Below are 23,981 nucleotides of genomic sequence, written 5' to 3'. Positions count from 1 at the left end.
TCGAGGGACAAGGGACGGGGAAGCCAAGGGACGAGGGACAAGGAAGGCGAGTCACGAGGGAGTCGTGGGACGAGGGACCAGGACGGCGAGGGACCAGAGGCAAGCACGAGGGTCGCCACACCGCAGGCCCGGCAGCCGCCACGACGCGCGCCCCCTCTCCCCTCGTCCACGGTCCCCGTGTCCTGAGGGCTGCCTTGTCCCTGGTCCCTGGCCGTCTTGCCACTGGTCCCGTGGCTCCCTGGTGACGTGCGTACCTGTCCCTTGTCCCTTGCCACGGTCCCCGTGTCCTGAGGGCTTCCTTGTCCCTGGTCTCTGGCCGCCTTGCCACTCGTCCCTTGGCTCCCTGGTGACTTGCGTACTTGTCCCCTGTCCCTTGTACTGTGTCTTCCATGCCCGAGCTTCCGCCGATCACTCGCTGGGACGTGCCCGGCCCGCGCGCACTGGTGCACATCGTCCACGGCATGGCCGAGTACGGCGCGCGCTACGGCCGGTTGGCGGCGGCGTTGAACGAGGCCGGCTACGCGGTGTGGGCGCACGACCACCGGGGACACGGTGCGCACATGGACACAGGCGGCACCGGCCACTTCGGCGACGAGGGCGGCTGGGAGGCGCTCGTGCAGGAAGCGCACGACGTCTCGCTCGCGCTGCGGCACGCGTACCCGGGTGTGCCGCTGGCCCTGTTCGCCCACTCGATGGGGTCGTTCGTCGGGCAGACGCTGATTGCCCGGTACGGCCGCGACTACGACGCCGCCGTGCTGTGTGGGAGCAACGGGCCACCGGGAGCGCTCGAGGATGCGGGCCGGCTGCTCGCGCGGGCCGAGCGCTGGTGGCGCGGGGCGCGCACCCCGAGCACGTGGGTACAGCAGGCGGTGTTCGGCTCGTACAACCGCGACTTCGCGCCGACGCGCACCGACCTCGACTGGCTGTCGCGCGACCCGGCCGAGGTGGACGCCTACATCTCCGAGCCGCGCTGCGGCTTCCCGCTCACGACGCAGGCCTGGGTCGACTTCCTCGAGGGCAAGTCCGTGCTCGGGGAGGAGGCCCTGCTTCGACGCATCCCCAACGAGCTGCCGATCCACCTGATCGCCGGCGACGCGGACCCCGTCGGCGAGCGCGGCCGCGGCGTGCGGCGCCTGCACGACGTGTACGTGGGCGTCGGCCTCACACGGGTGACCCTGCGCCTCTATCCGGGCGCCCGCCACGAACTGGTCAACGAGACCAACCGCGACGAGGTCACAGCGGACCTGATCGCCTGGCTTGGTGGCGTGACGAACTGACCACAGACGAATGGACAGCGGCGCGGTCGGAGACCGCGCCCTACCTCTGCGTCGCGGCAACAGCCTCGACTGCCGACTCCCGACTCCCGACTCCCGATTCCCGATTCCCGTCACTTCACCATGACCAAGAGCATCCGCGTCGCGACGGGCGCGTCCAGCGCATGCGGCACGTCGGCCGGAAGGCGGACGATGGCGCCGGCCGGCGCGGCGATCGAGGCGCCGTCGACGGTGAGATCCAGGTGCCCCTCGAGCACCAGCACCAGCGCCTCGTAGGACGACGTGTGCTCGGTGAGCCCCTGCCCCGCATCGAACGAGAACAGCGTGACGTTGCCGCCCGGAGCCTTCGCGAGCACGCGGCTGGCGATGCCGTGCGCCGTGGGCGTGACGAGGTCGCGCAGCGCGAGGGCCTGGGCGGCGGGAAGGCTGGACGAGGTCATGGGGCCTACCGTTTCTTGCTGGCCCGCCGACGCGCGCGCGGAGGCGCGGGCGGAGGCGGGCGGTTGGTCGGACCGAACACGACGAAGCCGCGATCGCGCAGTTCGTCGGCCAGGGTGGGCTCGCACTGCGCGGCGTCGGCGAAGGTCATCGGCGGGATGTCGTCGAACCACTCGTAGGCCAGTTCGAGGCCGTACCGGCGCACGACGGCCGCCGCCTTGACGCCTGCCTTGTGGTTCTCGAAGCGCTCCTGGGCCGTGAGGCCCGTCATGCCCACGTAGTAGCAGTCGCGCACATCGGGATGCCGCGGGTGCGCCAGGCGCACCACGTACACGCGGTGGTGCAGGCGTTCGGTGCCGTCGCCCGCCGACTCGTCCGTAGCTGCCGTGGTTTGCCGCCGCCTGCGCACCTGCTCATGATGCACCCGCCCGGCCAGACCGGGACGGTGCGTGGGGCGCCACGGACAACGCACCACCAGAAGTCAGCGATGCAACCGACATCAATCGGCGAGGTCGGCGACGGCGCTACTTCTTCTTCGCCTTCTTCTTCGCTTCCTGATCCAGTGCCGCCTGCACGGGGTCCTCGGCGCGCGCGGTGATGGTGCCGCCGTCGGCCGCATGCAGCACGAGCGCGCCATCGCGGCGCATCTCGAATCGCTGCACGCCGCGCATCACCTCGAGGAACACGGTCTCCTGCGCCATCTGGGCCGCCGCGCACGACCGCACGCCCGAGATCGGCATGGTGATCGCGAGGCCCTCACCCGTCAGCACGTAGGAGGCGCGGAAGGGATTACAGGGGCCGGCCCCCGACAGGCGCCCGCTCTGTCCGAACACCATCGTGACGCGGGCACGGTCGATGACGCCGCGCCCCGAGATGTCCTCGACCACCCACGTCTTGCCGCGCAGCAGCGCCGTGGCATCGCCGCCGCAGCCCTTGAGGGTGCGGCCGTCGAAAGCCACCTCGACGGTCACGGGCCGGGGCATACCCGTCATCGTGTCCGCACACACGACATCGATCAGCGTGACCTCGAGCGCCCGGCCGTCGCTCGTCTTCGTCACGTAGCGCCTGGCTGCTTCGAGCGGGACGGGCACGGGCAGGGGCACGTCGACCTTCGTCGCGCCGTAGTCGGCGACGAGCACCAGGCGGCCCCCGCCGAGGTCGAGCGTCCAGCCCGGCTCGTTGCCCATGGCGCGGAACGAGGGCGCGCCCGCCCCCGGTGGCGGCTGCGCGGCGACCGGCGCGGTGCCGAGGGACGCGGCCACGATGCCGAGGGCGGCCAGGACAGCCCGGCCGCGCCACGCAGGGCTGGCGAATCCGTGTCGTGGCGTGGGGCAGCCGGTGGCAGTCGACATCTAGATCTCCGGGCGCTTCGGCGCGCTGCCGTAGATGATCGCCCGCTGCAGGCGCAGCGACGCGCCCGCCTCGCTGCGCTGGACCACCAGGCGCACGGTGTGACGCCCGTCGGTCATCGCGTACCTCCAGAACGGGATGAAGCGGCGCCGATTGACGTTGGTCGGCAGCTCCACGGTCTCCACCTTGACGTCGTCCACCAGCACGTCGACGAGGAAGACATGGTCCTTGCCGTCCTCGCTGCGCGCCTCGCCCTGGATGGCGAAGCCGATGCCGTCGAACGCGAAGCGCGTCTCGGCCCCCTGCGTCGCCCGCGCCAGCCTGATCTCGGCCACGGGGAAGTGCCCCTCGAAGTTCTGCTCGAACGCGACGGCCACGGGCGCCTGCACGGGGATCACGACCGCGTCGCCGTCCTCGCGCCCACCCGCGCGGCGGATCACCTCGAGCGCGTGCTTGTACGAGAGCCCGTACGCGTCGTTGAGCGAGATCGTCGTGTACTTGAACGGCAGCCCTTCCACCTCGGCGAGTCCCTGCTTCCAGTACGCCGGGATGCGGTCGTAGCCCAGGATGGTGCCGAGCACGCCAGCCGCCGTCGCGGGGTTGCAGTCGGAGTCCTGCCCGGCACGCGTGGCGACCGAGATGGTGCGGCTCATGTCGCCGTTGCCGTACAGCAACCCGAGGACAACGTAGGCGGCGTTGATGCGCGCGTCGATGTTGAACGCCGCGAACACGCCATCGGGGCACCCGATGTCCTCCGAGTACTCGCGCTGCAGTTCGAACCAGGCGCGCTTCCAGTCGGTCGGGTGCGCGTCGTGCAGGCGGATCGCCGCGCTGATCGTCTTGTGGAAGCGGCTCGCGGCCGGAATCGTGTCGAGCGCGCCTGTCACCACCGTCCGCACGTCGTCGTGGACGAACGCCAGGGCGTACATGGCGGCGACGAACACGCCGCCGTAGTAGCCGTCGCCCGAGTTCATGATGTGGCCGACCTTGTCGGCGTAGGCGCTCGCGGCGTTGGGCAGGCCCGGCGACATCAGGCCGATGAAGTCGGCCTCGATCTGGAAGTCGATGTCGTCGGCCTCGGGGTTGTTGCGCCAGTGCCCGCTGGCCGGCGGCGCCATGCCTCGCAGCACGTTGTGGCGCGCCATCTGGTTGGCGTGCCACAGCATGTAGTCGGCGCCCGCCAGGGCCTTCGCGAACGTGTCGGCCGGCGCATCGAGGCCTTGCTTCTCGATGACGTCGACGAACGTGAGGTCCACGTACACGTCGTCGTACAGCCCGGGTGAGCGCTCGTAGGTCTCCTTCAGGTACCCGGCGTACCACGGAATCGGCTCGTAGTCCTGGATGAACGTGCCGTTGTAGTTGAACTCCGTGGGGCCGCCGAACGTGACGCCAATCGTCTGCGCCGCCCAGCCGCCGCGAATCTTGTCGCGCAACACGGCCTTCGGGATCCGCACCGACGATGGAGCGGCGGGCTGGGCCACGACCGCAACGGGCACGCAGAGGCTCACGCAGAGCAGGGCTCCGGAAGTGAACGCACGCAGGGGCATATGGACGGGATGGTAGCTGATCGTCATGCCTCATGCCTCATGCCTCATGCCTCATCAAGGATGGGCCTTGGGGCTGGGGGCTCGGGGTCTCGCCTGGCGGCACGCGGGCGCGGCGGCATTCGGCCTAGCCCCAAGCGCCCAGCCCCGTGCATCCTGTCCCAGCCCCGAGCCCCGAGCTCCCAGCTCCTTCCGGCTCGACAGCTGTCAGACTTGGCGCACGACTGCCGTCGGATGCGCACGACGGTTCAGGAGACCTGCTTCACGTGCCCACGATCGACGATCTCGAAGTGCACCGCTCGGCCATCCGGGGCCATTGCTATCGCATGCTCGGCTCGGTGACCGATGCCGACGATGCCGCGCAGGAAACGATGGTGCGTGGCTGGCGGCACCTCGACAGCTTCGAGGGCCGCTCGTCGCTCCGTACCTGGCTCTATCGCATCGCGACGCGGGTGTGCCTCGACATGCTCGCGTCCAGGTCGCGCCGCATGCGTTCCACCGAGGCCGGGCCGGTCGGGACCATCGACGACCCGCTCACGCCGCTCCCGGCCACGGCGTGGATCGAGCCCATTCACGACGTCGCGGCGCTGCCGGCAGACGGCGACCCACACGAGCGCGCGGTGCTGCGGCAGAGCCTGCGGCTGGCCTTCGTGGCGGCACTGCAGCACTTGCCACCGCGCCAGCGAGCCGTGCTGCTCCTTGTCGAGGTGCTGGGATGGTCGGCCGCCGAGGTGTCGCAGGGCCTGGGCATGAGCGTCGCGGCGGTGAACAGCGCGCTCCAGCGAGCGCGCGCCACGCTGGCGACGCGCGAGGTGGCGCCCTCCGACAGCGTCCTGTCGCCACATGAGCAGGCGCTCGTCGACCGCTACGTACACGCCTTCGAGCGCTACGACGTCGACGCACTCGCCGCGCTGATGCACGAGGACGCGACCATGGCGATGCCGCCGTTCAGCTTGTGGCTGCGGGGCCGCGAGTCGTATGTGGGGTGGCTGCTCGGCCGCGGCGCGGCCTGTCGCGGCTCGCGCACCATTCGCGTCGACGCCAACGGCCTGCCTGCTTTCGCGCAGTACAAGCCGGCCGACGACGGCACCTGGCGACCGTGGGCCCTGTGCGTGCTCGAGGTCGAGCGCGGCGCCGTCGCCGCGCAGACGTTCTTCCTCGACACGGCGACGCTGTTCCCGCGCTTCGGCCTGCCGGACCACCTGGCGTAGAAAGCTCAGGGCTCAGGGCACAAGGCTCAGAAAGCCTCGGCTCCCGGGAAGATCACTGACCGTCGGCCATGGCCGACGGCTACGAACCACACTTCCGCTCGTGGCGGTCGACGGCTCCACCTGCGGTTCGTGGCGATCGACGAACCACCTTCCGTTCGTGGCGGTCGACGTTCACGTCGACCGACGGCTGCCGGCCACAGGCCGCCTGCAGCCCGTCGCCTGTCGCCCTGCCCGACGGCCGCATGGGACACGCGGCCCTACCGGGTGGCCGCCTTGATCGCGGCGATGTCCTTCGGGTCGTACGGCGTGCCGTCGCGCCGGAACACCTCGTGGAACCACACGGCAGGCTCGCGGTCGACGTAGGGCCGGCGCCACGAGTCCCATGGCAGGTGCGTCTGCGCCTTCCCCTGCACCAGTCCCCAGTTGATGGCGCCAACGCCGTGCTTCTTCAGGATCGGCAGTGAGCCCTCGAACGTGCTGCCGTTGCCGCGCGCCATGTACTCGGTGCAGATGATCGGGCGGTTGTAGCCCTGCAACTGCCGGATGCGCGCCTCGAGCTGCGCGGGCGGGTCGTAGCTGTGGAAGGTGACGATGTCGGAGAGCACGACCTGCACCCGATCGATGGCAGCGAGCTCGCCGAGCTTCGACCAGTCGCCGCCGCGCCAGAGACCGCTCGTGAGCGGCTGCGTCGGGCCCGACTCGCGCGCCCAGGCGAACACCTGCGGCAATAGCGCCAGCACGAGCTCGCCCTTGTTCTTCGGCTCGAGGCTCGCGTACGCGGGGTCGTTCATGTTGTCGACCTCGTTCCACAGGTCCCACGCCAGCACACGCCCATCGTCCTTGAAGCGGCCGACGACGGCCTTCACGTAGGTCTCGAGGCGCGGCCAGTGCGAGGGGTCCTCGAGCGCCACCTTGCCCGGGCTCTGCACCCAGCCGGAGTTGTGCACGCCGGGCCGCGGCGGGCGCTGCGGGCCGACGGCCGGGAACGGATCCCACACCGAGTCGAACAGCACGATCATCGGCCTGATGCGGTGCTTCGCGGCGATGCCCAGGAACTGGTCGACGCGCCTGAGGAAGCCCTCGGGATCCTGCTGGTACGCGAGGTCGTGCAGGAACACGCGCATGGTGTTCATGCCGATGCTGGCGGCCCAGCCGAGCTCCGTGTCGATGCGCGCCGGGTCGAAGGTCTCGGCCTGCCACATCTCGAGCTCGTTGATGGCCGTCGCCGGCACGAAGTTGGCCCCGACGAGGAAGCCCTGGCGCGCGTACCAGTCGCGCGCCTGCTGTTCGGTCCATCGCGGGCCCGCGGACGCGAGGGCGCCGTGCCCCAGCACCAGCACGAGGGTGACGAGCCGCAACGCGGCGTGCCTGAGTGACATGGGTCAGGACTGTACACCGGGTGCCGGGTGCCGGGTACGGGGTACGGCAGTCGGCAGTAGGCAGTCGGCAGTCGGCAGTCGGAAGTCGACGTTGAAGACTCGCCGATGTGCGCCTGCGGCGCGCGGCGAGTTCGGCGTTCGGCGTTTTCGAGTGGTATCGTCGGCGCGGACCACAACCATGACGACACTCTGCCGGCACGCGGCGCGCGTGCGCACGGCCTTCTGGCCCGTCCTGATCCTGTGCGTCGGCCTGGGCGCGGTGGCAACGCTGCTCGCGCAGCCCGCGCAGGTGTCCGGCCCGAAGCGGCTGAACGTGCTGCTGATCATGGCCGACGACCTGAACACCGACCTGGCGACCTACGGCGGGCCGGCGCGGTCGCCCAACATCGACCGGCTCGCGGCGCGCGGCCTGCGCTTCGACCGCGCGTACACGCAGTACCCGGTGTGCAACCAGAGTCGATCGTCGATGCTCACCGGACGCCGCCCCGACGTGACGGGCGTGCTGAGCAACCCGGGGCGCAACCCGATGTCGCCCCACTTCCGGGAACGGCTCCCGAACGCGGTGACCCTGCCGCAGCTGTTCCGCAACAACGGGTATGTGTCAGCCCGCGTCGGCAAGCTGTTCCACTACGGCGTGCCGCTGGACATCGGCACCGGCGGCCTCGACGACTACAAGTCCTGGGACATCGCCATCAACCCGCGCGGCCGCGATCGGGAGCTGCTCGACAAGGTGTTCACGCTCGTCCCCGGGCAGTTCGGGGGCACCGTGAGCTGGCTGGCAGACGACGAGGGCGAGGATGCCCAGCACACCGACGGCATCGGCGCGGCGGAGGCCGTGCGCCTGCTCGAGCGATTCCAGCGCGAACAGAAGCCGTTCTTCCTCGGCGTGGGGTTCTACCGCCCACATACGCCCTACGTCTCGCCTCGCCGCTACTTCGACATGTACCCGACCTCCGGCATCACGCTGCCCACGCTGTCGGCCGACGACACGGTGCGCGAGCCGAAGGCCGCCTACCGTCGCGCCAACAAGGAGCAGGACGCGATGACCGACGCGCAGCGGCGCGAGGCCATCCAGGCCTACTACGCGGCCGCGACGTTCATGGACGCGCAGGTCGGCGTCGTGCTGGCCGCGCTCGAGCGACTGGGCCTGGCCGACAACACGGTGGTGGTGTTCACGAGCGACCACGGCTACCACCTGGCCGATCACGGGCTGTGGCAGAAGCCGAGCCTGTTCGAGCACTGCGCCCGCGTGCCGCTCGTGATTGCGGCGCCTGGCCGCGCGCGAGGCACGTCGACGCGCGCCCTCTCGGAACTGGTCGACCTCTACCCCACGCTCGCGGAGATGGCGGGCCTGACGCCCAGCGACCCGCTCGACGGCCGAAGCCTGGTGCCCGTCCTCGACACGCCCGATCGCACGGTGCGCGACGCGGCCTTCACGCAGGCCTACAACGGCTACGCGGTGCGGACCGATCGCTGGCGCTACATCGAGTGGGCCGAGGGGCGCGAGGGGCGACAGCTGTACGACCTCGCCGCCGACCCACAGGAAACGCAGAACCTCGCGACAGCGCCCGCACACGCGGACGTGGTGGCCGACCTGTCGGCGAGGCTCGCCGCGTACCGGCAGAAATAGACGCGCGAGCCCTGACTCAGGGAACGACCTTGACGCGCCGGCGCCTGGCGGCCTCCCGGAGCGAAGCGTCCAGGCAGGCCAGCGGGACTTTGAGGCGCAGGGCGAGTTCCAGATAGGCCGCGTCGTACACGCTCAACGTGAGGTCGCTGGCCAGCGTTGACAGGTCGGTCAACGCCAGGGCCGACATCTCGTGATCCACCGTGCATCTGAGGGACAGCAGCGCGTTCAGGGCCAGGCCACGCTCCCTCGACGTCAGCTTCTTCCGCCGCTCGAGCACCAGCAGCACGTTGGCGACCTCGACCGGCCACAGGGCCGGTACGACGAGTCGCATGCCCTGCCCGACCCGATCGAGCAGGGCATCTGTTTCAGGCGTGGCCTGGCCCGGGTGGACCCACGCCACGGCCAGGGAGGCGTCCACGACCACCTGGTCCATCAGCGTCGACCGTCCTCGATGGCCGACCGGACCTCCGCGTTCGAGAGCCTCGCGCGCCCCTTCGTTCGCCGGCCGATCTCCTGGCGCAACTGATTCAGGTCGAGGACAGCCTGGCGCACCTGTGCCAGGCTCCGCGGCCCCTCAGGGACGATGCGCGCCACGACCTTGTCGTGGCGGGTGATGACGACTTCCTCACCTCGACCAACACGCTCGAGGAGTTCCCCGAACCGGGTCTTGGCTTCGAACGCGGTGACGGTGGGCATGAGAGGGTCTCTCGAAATCGACCAGACGTTGACCAGTTTACGTTTTGCCCATCGCCATGGCAACGATGCCATGCCGGCCCGGTCGTGCCGCCCGCCCGTGACCGGAACGGGGTCGGGCAGGGCGTCGGCATCGGGATCGACCTGGACACTCTGCGCAACGCGGTAGAGACGCCGAGTGGTGAGTTTCCGGACGATGGAGAGGCGCTCGGCCCTCGGCGATGAGTGGAGCCGGGCGCGCCTCGTGGCGCGTTCATCGACGGGTCGTGGCGCCTTGCGACAACGCGCGGCGCAGGTACGGCTCGAGGCCATCGACCATGCGCTGGAAGCCGAGTTCGGTCGGATGGCTGTCGTCCACCGTGCCATCGCCGTCAGAGCCGAGCAGGCGCGCACTCGGCACGATCGTGATCCGCGTGTCGCCGGCCTTGCGCCGCGACTCGTGGATCCGCCGGAGTGACGCGTTGGCCACGGCGACATCCGCGGCCTTCTCCTTGCGGAAGCGCAGGTTGGGGTAGATCAGGTGCTCGACCAGCACGATCGGCGTGTGCGGACGGGCGGCCCGGATGATGTCGATCAGTGCGGGCATGCGCTCGGCGACCTGCAGGGGCGTCATGTTCGGCAGCGCGTCGATGACGAACGCCGCCGGATCGAGTTCGGCCAGCAGGCGCGCGACCTCAGGCTCGGCCTTCGCGCTCCCGGAGAAGCCCAGGTTGATGACCGCGACGTCGAGCCGGCGCCCGAGGATGGCCGTGTAGCTCATGCCCGGGCGCGACGCACAACACCCCTGCGTGATCGACGTGCCATAGACCACCACGGGCTTGGCCCTTGACGGTTCGTCGAAGCGGAACGACGCCTGTTCCGGCACGCCGATCTCGAGCCGGTCGACGCCGTTGTAGAGCGGCAGGTAGAGGCGGAACTCCCGCGACTCCGGCGTGAGTCCAACGATGACGCTGGCGTCGTTGGTTGGGGACTCGAGGGGCCGGGCGCCGCCAACGAAGCGCCATGCACCGGCGTCCCTGGCATACAGGTCGAGCCCGCTGACGCCGGTCGCGGGCATGTGGGGCAACGCCAGCCGGTCGCGGGTCACGGTCCAGCGGACACGCACGCGTGTGGCGTTGCTGGTGAACCGCACGCTCAGTCCAGCCGACTGTTGCGACAGCTCCCACACCGCGTCGGGCACATCGTCCTTGGCCCGCGCCGGAAAGCGATCGAAGTCGCCGGCGGTGTCGGTCCACCCCTTGCCCTCGACCACCGCGGGAGTCACGCGGTGCCACGTCAGGGCCACCGGCGGCTCGGGGGCGGCCGGTTGGGCGGCCGCGAGGGCCGGCATGAGGGCCATCAACAGAACGGGGAGACGGGCTGTGGTCGGCGGGGCAGCGAGTGCGGTGGCCCAGGCGGATCGGAGCAGTCGGAGCATGGCGGTGGCGGTCTCTCGGAGAGAGCCTACATCCATCGCATTCGCAACACGCGTCCCGCCGCATCGCTACCGCGTCGCGGGTCGCATCATGGCAGCACCGTGAAGCCCTCACCGTTCCTGAGGGCGCGATCGAAGGTGTACGTCGTGCGTGCGCCACCTGCCCGTCCGAGTTGTCCGAGGAGATAGTCGGAGAAATCGGCCTTGCCCTTGACGTAGGAGGCCAGGGCGCGACGGACCAGGGCGTCATCCTCGACGACGAATGGTGGCGTCGTCAGCAGCCCCCGGACGGTGTCGGCGATGTCTGTCCGTGACGCGTTGTACACGCCCTCCAGCACCCACTCCAGTTCGCAGAGCACCGGGCTCGTGACGAGACAGCGGTCACCAGCGGTCGCCGCGCCTTCGATGAGCACCCGCGCCCGGCGCGCCTGGCGTTCGTCGTCGCGGACGAGGAAGCGGATGAGCACGTTGGTGTCGAGGGCGATCACCGGCGCGTCCCGGGCGACACCCGTCCAGCGCGACGCCGCACAGCCGCTCGCATGTCAGCGAGTGACGCTGGCCGGGCGGGTGCGAGACGGTGAAGCGCGCCGAACAGGTCACTGGCGGTCGCGCCGCGTTCGCGATCGAGGGTGACCCGCCCGTGCTGGTCCGCGGAGACCCGGAGGCGGTCGCCGACCTTCAGAGCCAGGCGGTCCCGGATGCCCTTGGGCAGCGTGATCTGGCCCTTGGATGTGATGGTGGTCGTGCTCACGCAGCCTCCTTACGAATGGCACGATAACATGCCAGTCGTAAGGCGGTCCATCCGGCTGGCAGAGTTCCCCACCCGGCTGAGACGGATGACCTGGCGTCCTGCAGCCTTCTGCCTTCGTTCTTCACTGTGCGGCATTCGGCATCGCAGCATCACGGCATTCCCTACGGCCATCCGCCGAACAGATCCTCCCAACACGCCGCAACCTCATCACGCTGCGCCTCGGGGATCGACGGTGTGAACGGCAACGCATCGGCAGTCGACATGGCGTCGAGCCACGTGGCGATCGCCCCCACGTCGCGCGCAATCACCGCCGGCGACACGCGCGTGAGGTCATCGTCTGGCCGGTGGTGGAAGAAGCGGCCGCCGTCGCAGTTGACCCGGTAGTGGAACACGCCGGGAATGCCCGTCGCGATGAACGGGAAATGATCCGCGTACGGCACCACTGCGGTGATGGTCTGGTAGCGCAGATCGGCCGCGTGCAGGTAGGGCCGGAACGACGCCTCGAAGTCGGGATGGGCATTGATGTACAGCTGCAGCCAGCCGAGATGCGACCCGAAGCTGTCGAGGTTGTACATGCAGCGGCCGCGCGTCGCGATCTCGTCGCGGTGCGCACGCACGTAGGCGGCCGAGCCGACCGAGAGCTGTTCTTCCGCGCCGAACGAGATCAGCCGGATCGTGCGCCGCCGCGGCAGGGGCGCGAGCAGCCGGGCGATCTCGAGCACGCCGACCACGCCCGACCCGTTGTCGTCGGCACCGGGCGAGTCGGCCTGCGTGTCGTGGTGCGCGCTCGCGTACAGGATCTCGTGGGCGAGGTCGGTGCCCGGCAGGTCGATGACGACGTTCTGCGACGTCGCCGGCTCCATGCCGCCGACGACGCGGCAGCGGGCTTCGGTCGCCCCCTGGGCCACCCAGTGCCACGCGTCCTGGTGCGCCACGTTCAGCGTCGGCACCGCCCCGATGTCGGCCGTGTACGACGGAAACATGCCGTCGGCGCGCGGCGTGTCGCCCGCGTAGCGCGTGTCCACCATCAGCAGGAACGCCGGCTGGGCCGCGATCAGGCGCTGGTACGCCGCTCGCGACTCGATGTGACACCCGAGGTGGATGACGGCCTTGCCGCGCAGGTGCGAGAAGTCGTCGCGCTGGTAGTCGGTCGGCGTGATCGTCGCGATGGCGCCAGACCGCCACTCGCCGCCCGTCCCCGGCGTGCTGCTGAAGAGCGAACAGGCAAAGGCATGCCACGCGTCGCCGATGCGCACCTCCAACTGCTCCTCGCTGACGACGCGGGAGCGGACTGGGAACTCCTCGATCCACACCGGCGCGCCCAGGCGGCGGCCGACCTCCGCGACGTGGTCGGCGGCGGCACGTTCGCCGTCGGTGCCGGCGAGCCGGATGCCGATGTCGCCGGCGAGGACCTGCAGGTCGTGAGCGATGCGGTCGGGAGATGCGTGCAGCATGGCGGCCATTATTGCCGCAAGCGCAACGAGTCGCCCCTCACCGGCCGGGACTGCTGCCCAGGATGAACGCGACGATCGGGGCAGGGTCGGGCAGGGCGTGCGGGTGGTGCCCGATACCGGGCTTGTGGATCACGTTGATCCGGCCGCCAAGCGCCTCGAAGCGCGCCGCAAGGATCGCCGTGTTCTCCTCGACCGGCACCACATCGTCTGCATCGCCAACGACGTGCAGCACCGGGATGCCCGCCCGCGCGATGGCGCCGAGTTGATCCACCGGATTGTGCGCGTACGCCCGCCCTTCTTCGTCGGTCAGGCCATACGCGTCGAGGCACGCGCGCCAGTCGCGCGGACTGCCCTTGCCGCGCCCCGTGCCGCCGGGCCAGCTCTGGATTCGGCACACCGGGGCGTCGGCGTAGAGGGCGCGGACCTTGCCGGGATTGGCGGCCGCCCAGTTGTACACGAGCAGGCCGCCGCGACTGTAGCCGGCGAGCACCGGCTGGGCATCGAGTCCGAAGCGACGCGTCCACACGTCGTACGCGACGCCCCACCGCGCGACGCCGCGCGGGCTGCCGTACTGGCCGGCGGCGGAGGCATTGTAGGCGATGTGCCAGCCGCGGGCGAGCAACTCGGCGTCGAGTTGATGCCAGAAGGCAATGCCGAAGAACTCGGCGACCCACAGCCACGGGCGCCCGGGCGCGGGGGTGCGAGGCACCGCCACCGTGAAGCGCTCGCCGTCGACCTCGAAGTCATGGCGATCGAAGCCCAGGTAGCTGGTCACCGCTCCCGGAAACGGTGCGGGCGTGGAGCTCGGAGCCTGGGGCTCGGCTGCCGGGAACTCGCGGCTGGCGGCCGGGGGCGCGATGCCGGATGGCGCACCCGCGGGCCCCTGGGGGTGTGCGGCCAACGGGCCCGCAAGGGTGCACAGGATCGCGAGGGCGGGCCAGCGGAGCAGGGCGTGTCGCATGACGATGGGACACATTAGCGGGGTCTCCCGTCTCTCGCGTCAACAGAATCGCGTCTCTCGGCCGCCGGCCCCCGCTCCCGGGCGGGATGTTCCGCCAGGCGCAGCGTCCCATCTGTCCACACACCGTGATGTGTAGTAGCGTGTGTAGATGGCGACGAACCTGGCCCTCGACGACAAGCTGCTCGAAGAAGCCTTGAAGATTGGCGGCAGGGCCACGAAGAGGGAGACGGTCACCGAAGCACTGCAGGAGTACATCGGTCGCCGCAAGCAGGCGCGCATCGCCGAGCTCTTCGGAACGATCGACTACGACCCGAAGTACGACTACAAGAAGCAGCGGCGCCGCCGATGAAGGTCCTCGTCGACACGTCCGTCTGGTCTCTCGCCCTGCGCCGCCGGGCACCGGCGCATGCGGCGGTGGACGAGTTGCGTCGTCTGGTCGTGCACGGACGCGCCGGGATCGTTGGCCCTGTCCGGCAGGAACTCCTCAGCGGCATTCGTGACCGGGCCGTGTTCGAGCGACTCCGCGACCATTTGCGGGCGTTTCCAGACGAGCCGATCACGTCCGAGGACTACGAGCGCGCGGCAGACTGTCTCAACATCTGCCGGGCGAAAGGGATTCAGGCCTCGAACACGGACTTCCTGCTCTGCGCCGTCGCCGAGCGAGCCCGTTTCCCGATCTTCACGACAGACGACGACTTCGTGACGGTCAGCCGCGTGCTGCCGGTGCGTCTCCACAGGGCGGATCAGGCGCCCCAGCCCTAGCCTCGGACGCTCGGGGAGGCGGAAGCGCGTGTGGACGTCGATGCCGCAGCCCGGCTGCAGTGGCGTGGTGAGCGCAGGTGTGGGAGTGGCGCCAGGCACCTGCGGCCGGCGGCGGGGTGTTGCTGCTGGTACACGACGATCGCGCCGAAGAGCCGCACGGAAGGCCGCGATACTGCGGCCGGCGGCGCGTCGCGATCCGCGAGCGTCGCCGGCACGGTTTCAGGAGCGGAGGGGTGTCGACGGCAACTACGCGCGCTCGGTCGTGACCTGTCCTCGCGCGCGCTGAGAGTGCAGCCTCCCGGCGCGACGCGCCGCGCGGCGCGCGCGCCGGCGTGCAGTACACTCGGGCAGCGTACGGGGTACGTGGAACAGGAGTGAGGCCATGACGATCTCTGCACACACACGCCGGGATTTCCTGACGACCGTTGCCGCAGCGGGAGCGGTGTCCCTGGTTGCACCGCGCGGCCTGGATGCGGCCACGCAGCGCCGCAGCATCGGAGCCAACGATCGCATCCGCATCGGCGTCATCGGGTGCGGCGACCGCGGCATCGGCGTCGAGATGGCCAGCGTGCACCAGCACGCCCAGGCCGAGAACCTCGAAGTCATCGCGGTGTACGACCCCTGGCGAGTGGCGAGCGAGACCGCGGCGGCCAAGGCGAAGGAATGGTTCGGCACCGACGCGAAACAGTGCCGGTCGGTCGAGGAACTGCTCGACCTCCGCGAGGTCGACGCGGTGTTCATCTCGTCGCCCGATCACTGGCACGCCGCGCACCTCGAGGCCGCCACCAGGGCGGGCAAGCATGTCTACGTCGAGAAGCCGATGGCCAACGAGATCGGCGAGCTGAACCGTGCGTACGCGGCGGCGAAGGCGTCGGGCGTCGTCATCCAGGTCGGCACGCAGCTGCGCAGCTCGGGTGTGGCGGCGGGCTGCCGCGAACTGCTGAAGTCAGGAAAGCTCGGGAAGATCTCCCGCATCGATCAGATCCGCAACGGCGACAAGCCGTACTGGTACCAGTACCTGAAACCCGACGTGAAGGCGGCCGATCTCGATTGGAAGGTCTTCGCCAAGGACCGCACGAAGAAGGCCTTCGACCCGATCCTGTATTCGGGCTGGTTCGGCTACTGGGAGTTCTCGCAGGGGCCGGTGCCGCAATGGGGCGTGCACTTCCTCGACCTCGTGCACTACATCGCCGACCTCGGGATTCCCGAGACGTGCGTCTGCCTGGGCGGTGTCTACACGTGGAAGGACGAGCATCGCTTCACCGCGCCAGACCAGGTGGACGCCCTCTGGCAGTATCCCGACGGCCTGATGATCAGCTACACGACCAATTTCGGGAACAGCGCCGGCAACGTCACCCGCTTCAGTGGCGACAAGGGCCTGCTGAAGCTCGACTGGTCGAACGCCACCTACAGCCCCGAGGGCGGCATCAATCGCGACGGCTCGATTCGTGGCGAGAACACGGTCGAACCCATCGAGCAGACCGACCACTGGGTGAACTGGTACCGGTGCATGCGCGACGGCAAGACGCCGAACGCGTCGCTCGACGCCGGCTACCAGCACTCGGTGGCCAGCATCATGGCCACGATGTCCTATGAGACGGGCCGGCGGGCGCGCTTCGACAAGGTGAAGCGCACCATCACGCTGGACTGATCGAGACGGGACCCGCCGGGGCGCCGTCGACGCGCCCCGGCGGTGGCATTCGGTCGGCGGGCGATCCGCTACCGCATCAGGCCAATCACGATGAGCGACACCATCGTGAGGCCCGTGACGATCGCGGTGGTGCCGATGGCGTAGCCGAGCACGCGCAGCCAGCGCGGCGGAGCCGTCGTGCGGATCGCGTCGAGGGTCCCGGCTGCCTGCATGCGGGCATACTCGCCGGGACGCTCGCGCTGCATTTCCTCTTCAGGCACGACGCCGGTGAAGATGACCGGGTCCATCGGGAACTTCTCCGGGCGGAGGTGCCCGTTGAAGAAGTGCAACGTGAAGATGAAGCCCACGGCGAGCAGCGCTTCCTCGCCGTGAATCAACAGGGCGACGTTGAAGGCCCACCCGGGCATGAACCGCGAGAAGAACGCAGGGAACCAGAGCAACAGCCCCGATGCGCCGATGACGCCCATGCCCCAGAACACCGCCCAGTAGTCGAACTTCTCCCAGTAGGTGAAGCGGTCGAACGCCGGACGTGGCCCCAGGCCGACGAACCACTTCACGTGGCCGACGAAATCGGTGATGTCTCGCGGCTGCGGCACCATGGACCGCGGTCCCCACAACATCCCCCAGTCCTTCTCGCCCACGACGCGTCGCCCGACCCGCACGAGGTGGACGATGAAGATCGCGATCAGCAGCGTGGCGCAGGCGCGGTGGATGTTCCCGGCCGTCGCGAAATCCGGAAAGAGGCGCACCACCCTGCGTGCCCAGGCGGTCTCGTGGAACACCAGGGGCAGCCCGGTCATCGCCAGGCCGAGGAACGCGATCATCAGGAAGATGTGCAGCGTGCGGTCGACGGCGTCGAAACGCCGGACGAATCGTCCCGTCTCGGTGGTCATGACTGTTCAGTGTCCTTCGGCGCAGCCGTGGGCTCGGCTTCCGACTCGGGTGCGGACTCGGGCCCGGGCTCGGGCTCGGACCGCGACGCCATCTCGGAGTGGGCGCGGTTGTGACGGCGACGCTCCATGGCGCTTCTCGGCAACCACAACATCGCGTGCAGTCCGAAGAATCCGAAGGTGCCGACGAGCAGCCAGTGCATGAAGCGCGAGGCGTAGTACAGCTGGGGGCTGCGCTCGGCGTCGTCCTTGTCGGCGTGGGGATCGTACTGCGCGTACGCGGGCGTGGCGTCCTTGTGGCACTGCTGGCACGTCGCGACGATCTTCGCGCTGGAGACCATCGACCGCGGGTCCTTCTGCGGATGGATGTCGTGCGCCCCGTGGCAATCGGAACACTTGGCAATGCGCTCGAATCCCAGGGAGGTGATCTTCCCGTGGAACGTGTCGCGATAGGTCTTGAGCCGATCGAGGTGGCAGGTGCCGCACTCGGCGACCATGTCCATGCGCCACGCGCCGCTGGCGACCGGCTGCGTCTCGTGCGCGGTATGGCAATTGACGCAGGTGGCGCCCACGGTCTTGCCGTCCGCGCGACGCGCGGTGGCATGCACGCTGGCCGTGTAGGCCGTCACGGCGTCATCGTGGCACGTGGAGCAGTCCACCTTCTCCAGCTTGTCCTCGTGCGGCAGTTCCTTGCCGTCGAGGTCCGCATGGCACGTCGTGCAGCTCATCTCCTCCTTGCCGTGCACGGACTTGGCGTATTTCGACGCGTCCACGGCGATGCTCTGCCCGCTCTCGGCCGTGGCCTCCGGGTCACCGTGACAGTCCATGCAGTCGGCGTCGGTGATCTCCACGGGGGCGTCCGCGGGCTGCGCTGCAGCGGCGGCCACCGGTGCCGGAGGAGGGGCAACCGCCGGCCGCGACGCCAGCGTCGGCACCACACACAGGCTGGCCGCCCACGCAGTGAAGGCAACGACGATGAGGGAGTGGGAACGCAGGGTCATGGACGAGTCGCTCCAGAGCCTACCGCATGATCCTTGCCGAGGCGAGTGCCAAAGGCAGGCACACCACTGAATCGTCCAGGGCCGCGAAAGAACACCCAGGCCGCGGGGAATAGTCCCCGGTTTCGGCCGGGCGATGTTCGCGGCCCTGTCGCGCGATCGTCGCTGGAACCTGGCCCCGGAGCGGTCGTTCCGGCTCGCTCGGGGCCGCGAGTTCTCAGGGGTCCTACGCCGCGGCCAGGCGCGGCTTGCGCGCCAACAGGCCGCGCACGATCCGATCGAGCCCGGCGAACGTCCCGCTGCCTGTCGCGAAGATGACGACGAGCGCGGCCAGTTCCACCAGGTTCTTGTTCACGATCAGGTAATTGCCCTCTGACGGGATCGTGTAGAAGTAGCCGATGAACGGCGGGTTGCACAGGTAGAACAGCAGCAGGAAGCCGATGCCGCCGAGGCTCGCCAGCCGCGTGAACAGGCCCAGGATGAGGCACGCGCCGACGATCGTCAGCCCCCACATCGTGATCGTGTCGGCGTAGGCCAGCAGGTTCGGGTTGGCGGCCATGCCCCTGAACAGCTCCGCGAACGGCCCGCGCGACTGCTTCATGTAGCCGGCTGCCGACCACGAGTCGGCCGTGAGCTTGCCGAGACCTTCGTACAGGAAGTGCCACCCGACCAGCACCCGCATCAGCGTGATGCCGACCATCGCCCAGTGAGACGCCAGCGTGCCCGTCATCATGCCGCCCCCCCGACCTTGAAGTCCTCCGGCCGGAACGCCAGCCGGGCATTTGCCTCGATCGCCTCGTTGACCTTCAGCACCGCCACCGCCGACTCGTAGGCGACCTCGGCCGGGCAGTTGAGCGTGGCCTTGCCGCGCACGGCGTCGAAGAAGTTCTGCAGGTGCGGTTGGTGGTACGGGTCGGTGAGGGTCACCGGCACCTTGTGCCGATCAGGCGCGACCGACTCGCGGACGTCCGCGATCGCACCGCCCTCCTTCTCCTCCTCCTTGGCCTCGGGGACCTGCGGGGCGCTGATGTAGCCCTTCTGGATCCAGTCGTCCCACGCCGGCGCGTTGGGGTCGCGGTAGAGCGAACCGGGGTTGTTCCCCTCGGACTCCGAGAGGGTCAACGTGCCCTGGTCGCCCATGAACGTCTCGAAGTAGCCCTGGCTGCCGTTGGTCGTCTGCGTCTGGTAGTACGCCTTGGCCGGGCCGTTCGGCGTCATGTAGTCGTAGACGACCATGACCGTGTCGTACCACTCGTGCGTCTTCGGGTCGTAGTACAGGAGGCCGCCGCTGGCCGTCACGTGCGTCGGGTTCGAGCCGAGGAACCAGCTGTAGATGTCGATCTGGTGCGACCCGAGGTCGACGATCGGGCCGCCGCCCTTGCCCTTGTACCAGCGCCAGTTGCGGAACTGGTGCATGTCCTTGAAGCCGAACTGGGTGAGCGTCTCCTGCGGGATGGCGTAGCGCTCGGGCGCGCCGAGATCGGCCGCCACCGCGCGGTTCCACTGGCCGTTGACCGTGACGATGCGACCGAGCAGCTTGGCCTCGTTCAGCAGCTTGCCGTGACAGTGGATGTAGCGAGGATTGGATCGGCGCTGATGGCCGATCTGCAGGAGCTTGCCGGTCTCGCGCTGGGCCAGCACCATGCTACGGGCGCCCTCGAGCGTGTTGGACATCTCCTTCTCGCAGTACACGTGCTTGCCGGCCTTGAGGCACGCGATCGTGTGCTCGGCGTGCCAGAAATCGGGCGTGGCGATGACCACCGCCTCGATCTCGGGATGCTTGTCGAGCATCTCGCGGTAGTCCACGTAGCCGGTCACCTCGTGCTTGAAGCGCTTGAGCGTGTTGACCACACGCTTCTGGTTGTACTCGGCCCAGATGTCGCACACGGCACGGAAGCGCAGCCCCGGGATGCGCAGCATCGCCTCGGTGAGCACCTGCCCCTGCGAGCCGGCGCCGATCAGGGCGACGTTGATCTCCTTGACATCACCCTTGGCCGCCGCGCGCGGCGCGACCGCCGCCTGTGCCGTCGCCTCCTTGACCTGCTTCTGCTTGCTCCACGCGTAGCCGAAGAGCCCCAGCGCCGGGACCGTCGAGAGCCCCATCAGCACGTCGCGGCGATCGAGCTTGCGTTGCCCGTCGGCCGCCGCTGGTGCCGCCTTGTCCTTGCCGTCCTCGCCCGCCATCATGCGTCTCCTGTCTGCAGGGCCGCTGGCCCCTCGTTGTGAACACCGCCGACGTGCCGCAGGTCGGCCTCGGCCGGCCCGTCCTGCCCGTGATCCTCGAGCACCCAGGCCTCGAGTCCCGGGCTGCGCGCACACAGCGCCTCGATCTCGTCCAGGCCCATCAGCATGCATGCGGTGGTCAGTGCATCGGTCACCGCCGTCACCGCGAGCCGTGGTGCCCCGTCACCCGACACGTGCCCCTCGGGGGCCGGCCGCGGCGCCGAGACCCACGCCGCCCGCCGCCCGCGCACGGGCTCGCCCGTGCGCGGATCCACGATGTGATCGCCCTTCCGGACCCCGGACGCGCCGAGCGACGTCTGGCACGCCGACAGCCGTGCGATCACTCGCGCGGGCGACGCCGGATCGCTCAGGGTCAGGGGCCATCCCTCGCCATCCTCGGGGCCGTCGAGCGCCAGCACCGAACTGAAGCCGCCGTGAACCAGGGCCACGTGCAGCCCCCAGTCCTCGAGGACGTCCGCCATCCGGTCCACCGCATAGCCCTTGCCGATGCCGCCGAGATCGAGCCGGACGCCGGCGCGGGTCGCACGCACCAGGCTCGCGTCCTCGTCCAGTTCGATCGACGACAGGCCGGTGCCGATCGAGATGTCGAACGCCCCGTCGGTGAGCTCGAACATGTGCCGGGCGATGACGAGACACTCCAGAGTGTCGCGGCACACGCGCGTCGCCTCACCCGCCTCGAGCCTGTTGATCCGCGAGATGTCGCTGTTGGCGATGAAGCGGCTCAGGTCGCGCTCGAGCCGATCGGTCACCGCAAACGCGGCCTCGGCCGCCTGCGCCGCATACCGCGCGTCGGGGTGCAGGGCATGCACCTCGAACACGGTGTGCATCGCCTCGTGCGAATGGCGCCGCGCGTCGCGCGCGCGGCGCCCCTCGATGCGGAGACTGGTCTCCTCGTCCAGCGGCCTCACCTCATCCCAGCGACCACGTCCCGCGGTAGTTGTGGCGGACGTACTGATCGGCCTCGGGCTTGTTGGTCACCTTCATGGAGGCGGCATCCCACATCAGCCGCTCCCCGGGGAAGCGCATCGCGACATTGCCGAGCAGCACCGCCTCGGTGAACGGCCCGGCGTAGTCGAAGTCGGCCACCGCCTTGCCCTTCTGGCGGATCGCGTCGAGCCAGTTCTTCTCGTGTCCGCCGCGGCCCCCCTCGACGCGCGGCAGCGTCTTGGCCGGCCGCTGGAAGGCCTGCATCGCCGACTCGGGGATGAGGCGCGGGCTCTCCGAGTACGTCTCGCACCACATCTTGCCCTTGTCACCGACGAAGATCGTGCCCGATTCCGGCAGCTTGCGATCCGGCTCGAGCTCGGGCGGGAGCTCGGGGAGGAGCCCGCCGTCGTACCAGTGCAGCGTCACCGGCGGCATGTTGCCGCGCGCCGGGAACGTCAGGTGGATGAGCGACGACGGCGGGTAGCTGTCGTTGTACTCGACACGCTGGCCGAACCCGCGCTGGCCCGGCGCCGGGGGCAGGAAGTTGTACCCGAGCGACGAGATGACGCTGGTCGGTGCGCCGAGCTTCAGGATCGTGAACGACGCGTCGAGCACGTGGCAGCCCATGTCGCCCATCGCGCCGGCGCCGAAGTCCTGCCACGCGCGCCAGCCGAACGGGTGATAGGTCTTGTGGAACGGACGCACAGGCGCCGGGCCGAGCCAGAAATCCCAATCGAGGCCGTCGGGCACGGCCATCGCCTCGGTCGGGCGCGGCATGCCCTGCGGCCAGATCGGCCGGTTCGTCCAGCAGTGCACTTCGCGCACCTGGCCGATGGCCCCTGCTTCGAGCCACTCCTGCATCAGGCGCAACCCTTCCTCCGAGTGGCCCTGGTTGCCCATCTGCGTGACGACCTTGTACTTCCGCGCCGCCTCGGTCAGCGCACGCGCCTCGGTGATGGTGCGCGTGAGCGGCTTCTGCACGTACACGTGCTTGCCGAGCTGCATCGAGGCCATCGCGATCAGGGCGTGCCAGTGGTCGGGCGTCGCCACCAGCACCGCGTCGATGTCCTTCTGCTTCTCGAGCATCACGCGGTAGTCCTTGTACATCGTCGCCTTGGGCACCTTCGCGATCGTGTCGCGACGCTTCAGCGCCTCCTTGGCCGCGGCGCTCTCGTCGATGTCGCAGAGCGCGACGACGTTGTCGCTCTTGATCACGTTGAGCAGGTTCGACGTGCCCATGCCGTGGATGTAGCCGACCACGGCGACGTTGACCGTGTCGCTGGGCGCCTGGTAGCCCGTGCCGCCGAGCACGCGCCGCGGGACGATCGTGAAGCCGGCGGCCGTGGCGGCCGTGCCCATGAACGCGCGTCGGGAGACCTGGGTGGGTGATTGCTTGTCACTGCTCATTGCTCTGCTCTCCTGTCCATGTCACGCACTCTCTCTCCGCGAGGCCGTGGTCTGACCCGCCAGGGAGGCAGGTCGGCTCGCGACACGTTCACGCCAGATGTGCCCGACGTCGATGGCGGCACGGGCAAAGTCGTACCAGCGCAGCTTCGACCCGGGGATGTCGTGCCAGGCTGGCAGCACGAGTTCGTACAAGCGGTCCTTCCGCGAGGGTTCGCCCGGGGCGACCGGCGTCCGAAGATACCGCGCAATCAGCTCCACGTCGAAGATCCAGGGACTGCGGAACGGCTCCGCGAAGAGCGCCGCGGTCGCCTCGTTGACCCGCAACACCTTGGCGCCGCACTGCGTGTCGTAGACCGCCAGGTCGAGGGCATGCGACACCGCCGTCGCGAAGATGCGCCCGAGGTAGTGCCGTGTCGCCTTCCTCCTGATGTCACGCCCGAGCAGCTGGAGGCGCGATCCGAGGACGAACTCGATGGTGGGGTGGCCGTGGAGCACGGCCAGGAAGTCGTCGACGGCACGGAGGGGCGTCGAGAGGTCGGCATCGAAATAGCCCACGAGCGCCGCGCGCTGCGCGAGCGCCGCGTGCACGCCGGCCCGGACCGCCTCGCCCTTGCCGCGATTGGGGGTGTGCCTGACGGTCGTGACGCTCTGGGGCGCCGCCGCGCGCATGCTCTCGAGGATCGCCCCGGTCGTGTCGGTACTCCCATCGTCGACCATCACCAGCTGGACGCCGGGTCGCGTGCTGACGAATGCCAGGAACGCGGCGCTGTCGAGCCGGGCCGCTTCGTTGTAGCACGGAACGACGAGGGCCAGCTCGGGAGGCGTCATCGCAGCATCGGACCGCCGGGCATGTCCCCGTCACCGCGGGCGACACTTGCCACGTAACGCTCCCACAAATCGTGCTCGACGTACAGGGCCTGCAGCACGTCGGGCCTGAGGCCGTAGAACTCGGAGACGTAGCGGTCGCCGAGCGACGCGTCGAGCGCCGGCGCGTGTGCGAGCG

The 23,981-nt window shown here is 69.5% G+C and carries 25 protein-coding genes; 6 read left to right on the top strand and 19 right to left on the bottom strand.

The window, feature by feature from the left end; genetic code table 11:
* Positions 1-389: 389 nt before the first annotated feature.
* Entirely contained in the window at positions 390-1,277 is an 888-nt protein-coding gene (locus ACIRDX_RS09155; protein WP_396625111.1) for an alpha/beta fold hydrolase, read from the top strand.
* Positions 1,278-1,387: 110 nt separating this feature from the next.
* Here ACIRDX_RS09155 and ACIRDX_RS09150 read toward each other — a convergent pair whose 3' ends face one another.
* From ACIRDX_RS09150 to ACIRDX_RS09135, 4 genes are all read right to left on the bottom strand, one after another.
* Entirely contained in the window at positions 1,388-1,714 is a 327-nt protein-coding gene (locus tag ACIRDX_RS09150) for a cupin domain-containing protein (RefSeq protein WP_396625110.1), read from the bottom strand.
* 5 nt (positions 1,715-1,719) lie between these two features.
* Positions 1,720-2,121 carry a hypothetical protein gene (locus ACIRDX_RS09145; protein ID WP_396625109.1) on the bottom strand — a complete coding sequence of 134 codons (402 nt, stop codon included), beginning with the start codon at positions 2,119-2,121 and terminating at the stop codon, positions 1,720-1,722.
* A gap of 115 nt (positions 2,122-2,236) precedes the next feature.
* On the bottom strand, positions 2,237-3,064 hold the full coding sequence (locus ACIRDX_RS09140) for an META domain-containing protein (RefSeq protein ID WP_396625108.1): 828 nt from the start codon (positions 3,062-3,064) through the stop codon (positions 2,237-2,239).
* Positions 3,065-4,609, bottom strand: a complete 1,545-nt coding sequence (locus ACIRDX_RS09135; RefSeq protein ID WP_396625107.1) for an ADP-ribosylglycohydrolase family protein — start codon at positions 4,607-4,609, stop codon at positions 3,065-3,067.
* Between the two features lie 323 nt (positions 4,610-4,932).
* Between ACIRDX_RS09135 and ACIRDX_RS09130 the strand changes: the two genes are divergently transcribed.
* Complete coding sequence (locus ACIRDX_RS09130) at positions 4,933-5,817, top strand: sigma-70 family RNA polymerase sigma factor (RefSeq protein WP_396625116.1); 885 nt, start codon at positions 4,933-4,935, stop codon at positions 5,815-5,817.
* Positions 5,818-6,074: 257 nt separating this feature from the next.
* Here ACIRDX_RS09130 and ACIRDX_RS09125 read toward each other — a convergent pair whose 3' ends face one another.
* The gene (locus ACIRDX_RS09125; RefSeq protein ID WP_396625106.1) at positions 6,075-7,196 is read right to left on the bottom strand and encodes a 1,4-beta-xylanase; all 1,122 of its coding nucleotides are present in this window, start codon (positions 7,194-7,196) and stop codon (positions 6,075-6,077) included.
* 178 nt (positions 7,197-7,374) lie between these two features.
* On the opposite strand from ACIRDX_RS09125, the gene ACIRDX_RS09120 reads away from it, so the two are divergent.
* Positions 7,375-8,826: a sulfatase gene (locus tag ACIRDX_RS09120; protein ID WP_396625105.1), complete on the top strand. Its 1,452-nt coding sequence runs from the start codon at positions 7,375-7,377 to the stop codon at positions 8,824-8,826.
* A 16-nt stretch (positions 8,827-8,842) separates the two neighbouring features.
* Here the strand turns inward: ACIRDX_RS09120 and ACIRDX_RS09115 are convergent, their stop codons facing one another.
* From ACIRDX_RS09115 to ACIRDX_RS09085, 7 genes are all read right to left on the bottom strand, one after another.
* The gene (locus tag ACIRDX_RS09115) at positions 8,843-9,259 is read right to left on the bottom strand and encodes a type II toxin-antitoxin system VapC family toxin (protein WP_396625104.1); all 417 of its coding nucleotides are present in this window, start codon (positions 9,257-9,259) and stop codon (positions 8,843-8,845) included.
* The gene (locus ACIRDX_RS09110) at positions 9,259-9,522 is read right to left on the bottom strand and encodes a type II toxin-antitoxin system Phd/YefM family antitoxin (RefSeq protein ID WP_396625103.1); all 264 of its coding nucleotides are present in this window, start codon (positions 9,520-9,522) and stop codon (positions 9,259-9,261) included. The genes ACIRDX_RS09115 and ACIRDX_RS09110 overlap by 1 nt, the downstream gene beginning before the upstream one ends.
* A 250-nt stretch (positions 9,523-9,772) precedes the next feature.
* Positions 9,773-10,849 (bottom strand): SGNH/GDSL hydrolase family protein, encoded by a 1,077-nt coding sequence (locus ACIRDX_RS09105; protein WP_396625102.1) that lies wholly within the window; start codon positions 10,847-10,849, stop codon positions 9,773-9,775.
* 173 nt (positions 10,850-11,022) lie between these two features.
* Positions 11,023-11,421, bottom strand: a complete 399-nt coding sequence (locus ACIRDX_RS09100; RefSeq protein ID WP_396625101.1) for a PIN domain-containing protein — start codon at positions 11,419-11,421, stop codon at positions 11,023-11,025.
* The gene (locus ACIRDX_RS09095; RefSeq protein WP_396625100.1) at positions 11,418-11,684 is read right to left on the bottom strand and encodes an AbrB/MazE/SpoVT family DNA-binding domain-containing protein; all 267 of its coding nucleotides are present in this window, start codon (positions 11,682-11,684) and stop codon (positions 11,418-11,420) included. The genes ACIRDX_RS09100 and ACIRDX_RS09095 overlap by 4 nt, the downstream gene beginning before the upstream one ends.
* Before the next feature lie 161 nt (positions 11,685-11,845).
* The gene (locus ACIRDX_RS09090; RefSeq protein WP_396625099.1) at positions 11,846-13,138 is read right to left on the bottom strand and encodes a M28 family metallopeptidase; all 1,293 of its coding nucleotides are present in this window, start codon (positions 13,136-13,138) and stop codon (positions 11,846-11,848) included.
* A 37-nt stretch (positions 13,139-13,175) separates the two neighbouring features.
* A complete protein-coding gene (locus ACIRDX_RS09085) occupies positions 13,176-14,099 on the bottom strand; it encodes an alpha/beta fold hydrolase (protein WP_396625098.1) in 924 nt (307 codons plus the stop codon).
* A gap of 148 nt (positions 14,100-14,247) precedes the next feature.
* On the opposite strand from ACIRDX_RS09085, the gene ACIRDX_RS09080 reads away from it, so the two are divergent.
* From ACIRDX_RS09080 to ACIRDX_RS09070, 3 genes are all read left to right on the top strand, one after another.
* A complete protein-coding gene (locus ACIRDX_RS09080) occupies positions 14,248-14,448 on the top strand; it encodes a type II toxin-antitoxin system VapB family antitoxin (protein ID WP_396625097.1) in 201 nt (66 codons plus the stop codon).
* On the top strand, positions 14,445-14,861 hold the full coding sequence (locus tag ACIRDX_RS09075) for a PIN domain-containing protein (protein WP_396625096.1): 417 nt from the start codon (positions 14,445-14,447) through the stop codon (positions 14,859-14,861). Before ACIRDX_RS09080 ends, ACIRDX_RS09075 begins: the two co-directional genes overlap by 4 nt.
* Before the next feature lie 382 nt (positions 14,862-15,243).
* The gene (locus tag ACIRDX_RS09070) at positions 15,244-16,512 is read left to right on the top strand and encodes a Gfo/Idh/MocA family protein (RefSeq protein ID WP_396625095.1); all 1,269 of its coding nucleotides are present in this window, start codon (positions 15,244-15,246) and stop codon (positions 16,510-16,512) included.
* Positions 16,513-16,580: 68 nt separating this feature from the next.
* On the opposite strand, the gene ACIRDX_RS09065 is transcribed toward ACIRDX_RS09070, so the two are convergent.
* The 7 genes from ACIRDX_RS09065 to ACIRDX_RS09035 all read right to left on the bottom strand — a co-directional run bounded on the left by ACIRDX_RS09065 (position 16,581) and on the right by ACIRDX_RS09035 (position 23,806).
* Entirely contained in the window at positions 16,581-17,405 is an 825-nt protein-coding gene (locus ACIRDX_RS09065; RefSeq protein ID WP_396625094.1) for a formate dehydrogenase subunit gamma, read from the bottom strand.
* Positions 17,402-18,403, bottom strand: coding sequence for a cytochrome c3 family protein (locus ACIRDX_RS09060; RefSeq protein WP_396625093.1), 1,002 nt, complete (start codon positions 18,401-18,403; stop codon positions 17,402-17,404). The genes ACIRDX_RS09065 and ACIRDX_RS09060 overlap by 4 nt, the downstream gene beginning before the upstream one ends.
* A gap of 223 nt (positions 18,404-18,626) precedes the next feature.
* Positions 18,627-19,133: a DoxX family protein gene (locus tag ACIRDX_RS09055; protein ID WP_396625092.1), complete on the bottom strand. Its 507-nt coding sequence runs from the start codon at positions 19,131-19,133 to the stop codon at positions 18,627-18,629.
* Positions 19,130-20,587 carry a Gfo/Idh/MocA family protein gene (locus ACIRDX_RS09050; RefSeq protein ID WP_396625091.1) on the bottom strand — a complete coding sequence of 486 codons (1,458 nt, stop codon included), beginning with the start codon at positions 20,585-20,587 and terminating at the stop codon, positions 19,130-19,132. Before ACIRDX_RS09050 ends, ACIRDX_RS09055 begins: the two co-directional genes overlap by 4 nt.
* Positions 20,584-21,552 (bottom strand): FAD:protein FMN transferase, encoded by a 969-nt coding sequence (locus ACIRDX_RS09045; protein WP_396625090.1) that lies wholly within the window; start codon positions 21,550-21,552, stop codon positions 20,584-20,586. Before ACIRDX_RS09045 ends, ACIRDX_RS09050 begins: the two co-directional genes overlap by 4 nt.
* 1 nt (position 21,553) lies before the next feature.
* Positions 21,554-22,978, bottom strand: a complete 1,425-nt coding sequence (locus tag ACIRDX_RS09040) for a Gfo/Idh/MocA family protein (RefSeq protein WP_396625089.1) — start codon at positions 22,976-22,978, stop codon at positions 21,554-21,556.
* Positions 22,979-22,999: 21 nt separating this feature from the next.
* Positions 23,000-23,806 carry a glycosyltransferase gene (locus tag ACIRDX_RS09035; RefSeq protein ID WP_396625088.1) on the bottom strand — a complete coding sequence of 269 codons (807 nt, stop codon included), beginning with the start codon at positions 23,804-23,806 and terminating at the stop codon, positions 23,000-23,002.
* Positions 23,807-23,981 lie beyond the last annotated feature (175 nt).

Source organism: Luteitalea sp., from assembly GCF_044337415.1.
Lineage (GTDB): Bacteria > Acidobacteriota > Vicinamibacteria > Vicinamibacterales > Vicinamibacteraceae > Luteitalea.
Note: the sequence above shows the minus strand (reverse complement) of the source record. Positions and strands in the feature narration are given on the sequence as shown.

Bases quoted from the DNA above. Each gene is read 5' to 3' on its own strand.
- ACIRDX_RS09155 (WP_396625111.1), top strand. From the start codon at position 390: ATGCCCGAGCTTCCGCCGATCACTCGCTGGGACGTGCCCGGCCCGCGC.
- ACIRDX_RS09150 (WP_396625110.1), bottom strand. From the start codon at position 1,714: ATGACCTCGTCCAGCCTTCCCGCCGCCCAGGCCCTCGCGCTGCGCGAC.
- ACIRDX_RS09140 (WP_396625108.1), bottom strand. From the start codon at position 3,064: ATGTCGACTGCCACCGGCTGCCCCACGCCACGACACGGATTCGCCAGC.
- ACIRDX_RS09135 (WP_396625107.1), bottom strand. From the start codon at position 4,609: ATGCCCCTGCGTGCGTTCACTTCCGGAGCCCTGCTCTGCGTGAGCCTC.
- ACIRDX_RS09130 (WP_396625116.1), top strand. From the start codon at position 4,933: ATGCTCGGCTCGGTGACCGATGCCGACGATGCCGCGCAGGAAACGATG.
- ACIRDX_RS09125 (WP_396625106.1), bottom strand. From the start codon at position 7,196: ATGTCACTCAGGCACGCCGCGTTGCGGCTCGTCACCCTCGTGCTGGTG.
- ACIRDX_RS09120 (WP_396625105.1), top strand. From the start codon at position 7,375: ATGACGACACTCTGCCGGCACGCGGCGCGCGTGCGCACGGCCTTCTGG.
- ACIRDX_RS09115 (WP_396625104.1), bottom strand. From the start codon at position 9,259: ATGGACCAGGTGGTCGTGGACGCCTCCCTGGCCGTGGCGTGGGTCCAC.
- ACIRDX_RS09110 (WP_396625103.1), bottom strand. From the start codon at position 9,522: ATGCCCACCGTCACCGCGTTCGAAGCCAAGACCCGGTTCGGGGAACTC.
- ACIRDX_RS09105 (WP_396625102.1), bottom strand. From the start codon at position 10,849: ATGCCGGCCCTCGCGGCCGCCCAACCGGCCGCCCCCGAGCCGCCGGTG.
- ACIRDX_RS09090 (WP_396625099.1), bottom strand. From the start codon at position 13,138: ATGCTGCACGCATCTCCCGACCGCATCGCTCACGACCTGCAGGTCCTC.
- ACIRDX_RS09085 (WP_396625098.1), bottom strand. From the start codon at position 14,099: ATGCGACACGCCCTGCTCCGCTGGCCCGCCCTCGCGATCCTGTGCACC.
- ACIRDX_RS09080 (WP_396625097.1), top strand. From the start codon at position 14,248: ATGGCGACGAACCTGGCCCTCGACGACAAGCTGCTCGAAGAAGCCTTG.
- ACIRDX_RS09075 (WP_396625096.1), top strand. From the start codon at position 14,445: ATGAAGGTCCTCGTCGACACGTCCGTCTGGTCTCTCGCCCTGCGCCGC.
- ACIRDX_RS09070 (WP_396625095.1), top strand. From the start codon at position 15,244: ATGACGATCTCTGCACACACACGCCGGGATTTCCTGACGACCGTTGCC.
- ACIRDX_RS09065 (WP_396625094.1), bottom strand. From the start codon at position 17,405: ATGACCACCGAGACGGGACGATTCGTCCGGCGTTTCGACGCCGTCGAC.
- ACIRDX_RS09060 (WP_396625093.1), bottom strand. From the start codon at position 18,403: ATGACCCTGCGTTCCCACTCCCTCATCGTCGTTGCCTTCACTGCGTGG.
- ACIRDX_RS09055 (WP_396625092.1), bottom strand. From the start codon at position 19,133: ATGATGACGGGCACGCTGGCGTCTCACTGGGCGATGGTCGGCATCACG.
- ACIRDX_RS09050 (WP_396625091.1), bottom strand. From the start codon at position 20,587: ATGATGGCGGGCGAGGACGGCAAGGACAAGGCGGCACCAGCGGCGGCC.
- ACIRDX_RS09040 (WP_396625089.1), bottom strand. From the start codon at position 22,978: ATGAGCAGTGACAAGCAATCACCCACCCAGGTCTCCCGACGCGCGTTC.
- ACIRDX_RS09035 (WP_396625088.1), bottom strand. From the start codon at position 23,806: ATGACGCCTCCCGAGCTGGCCCTCGTCGTTCCGTGCTACAACGAAGCG.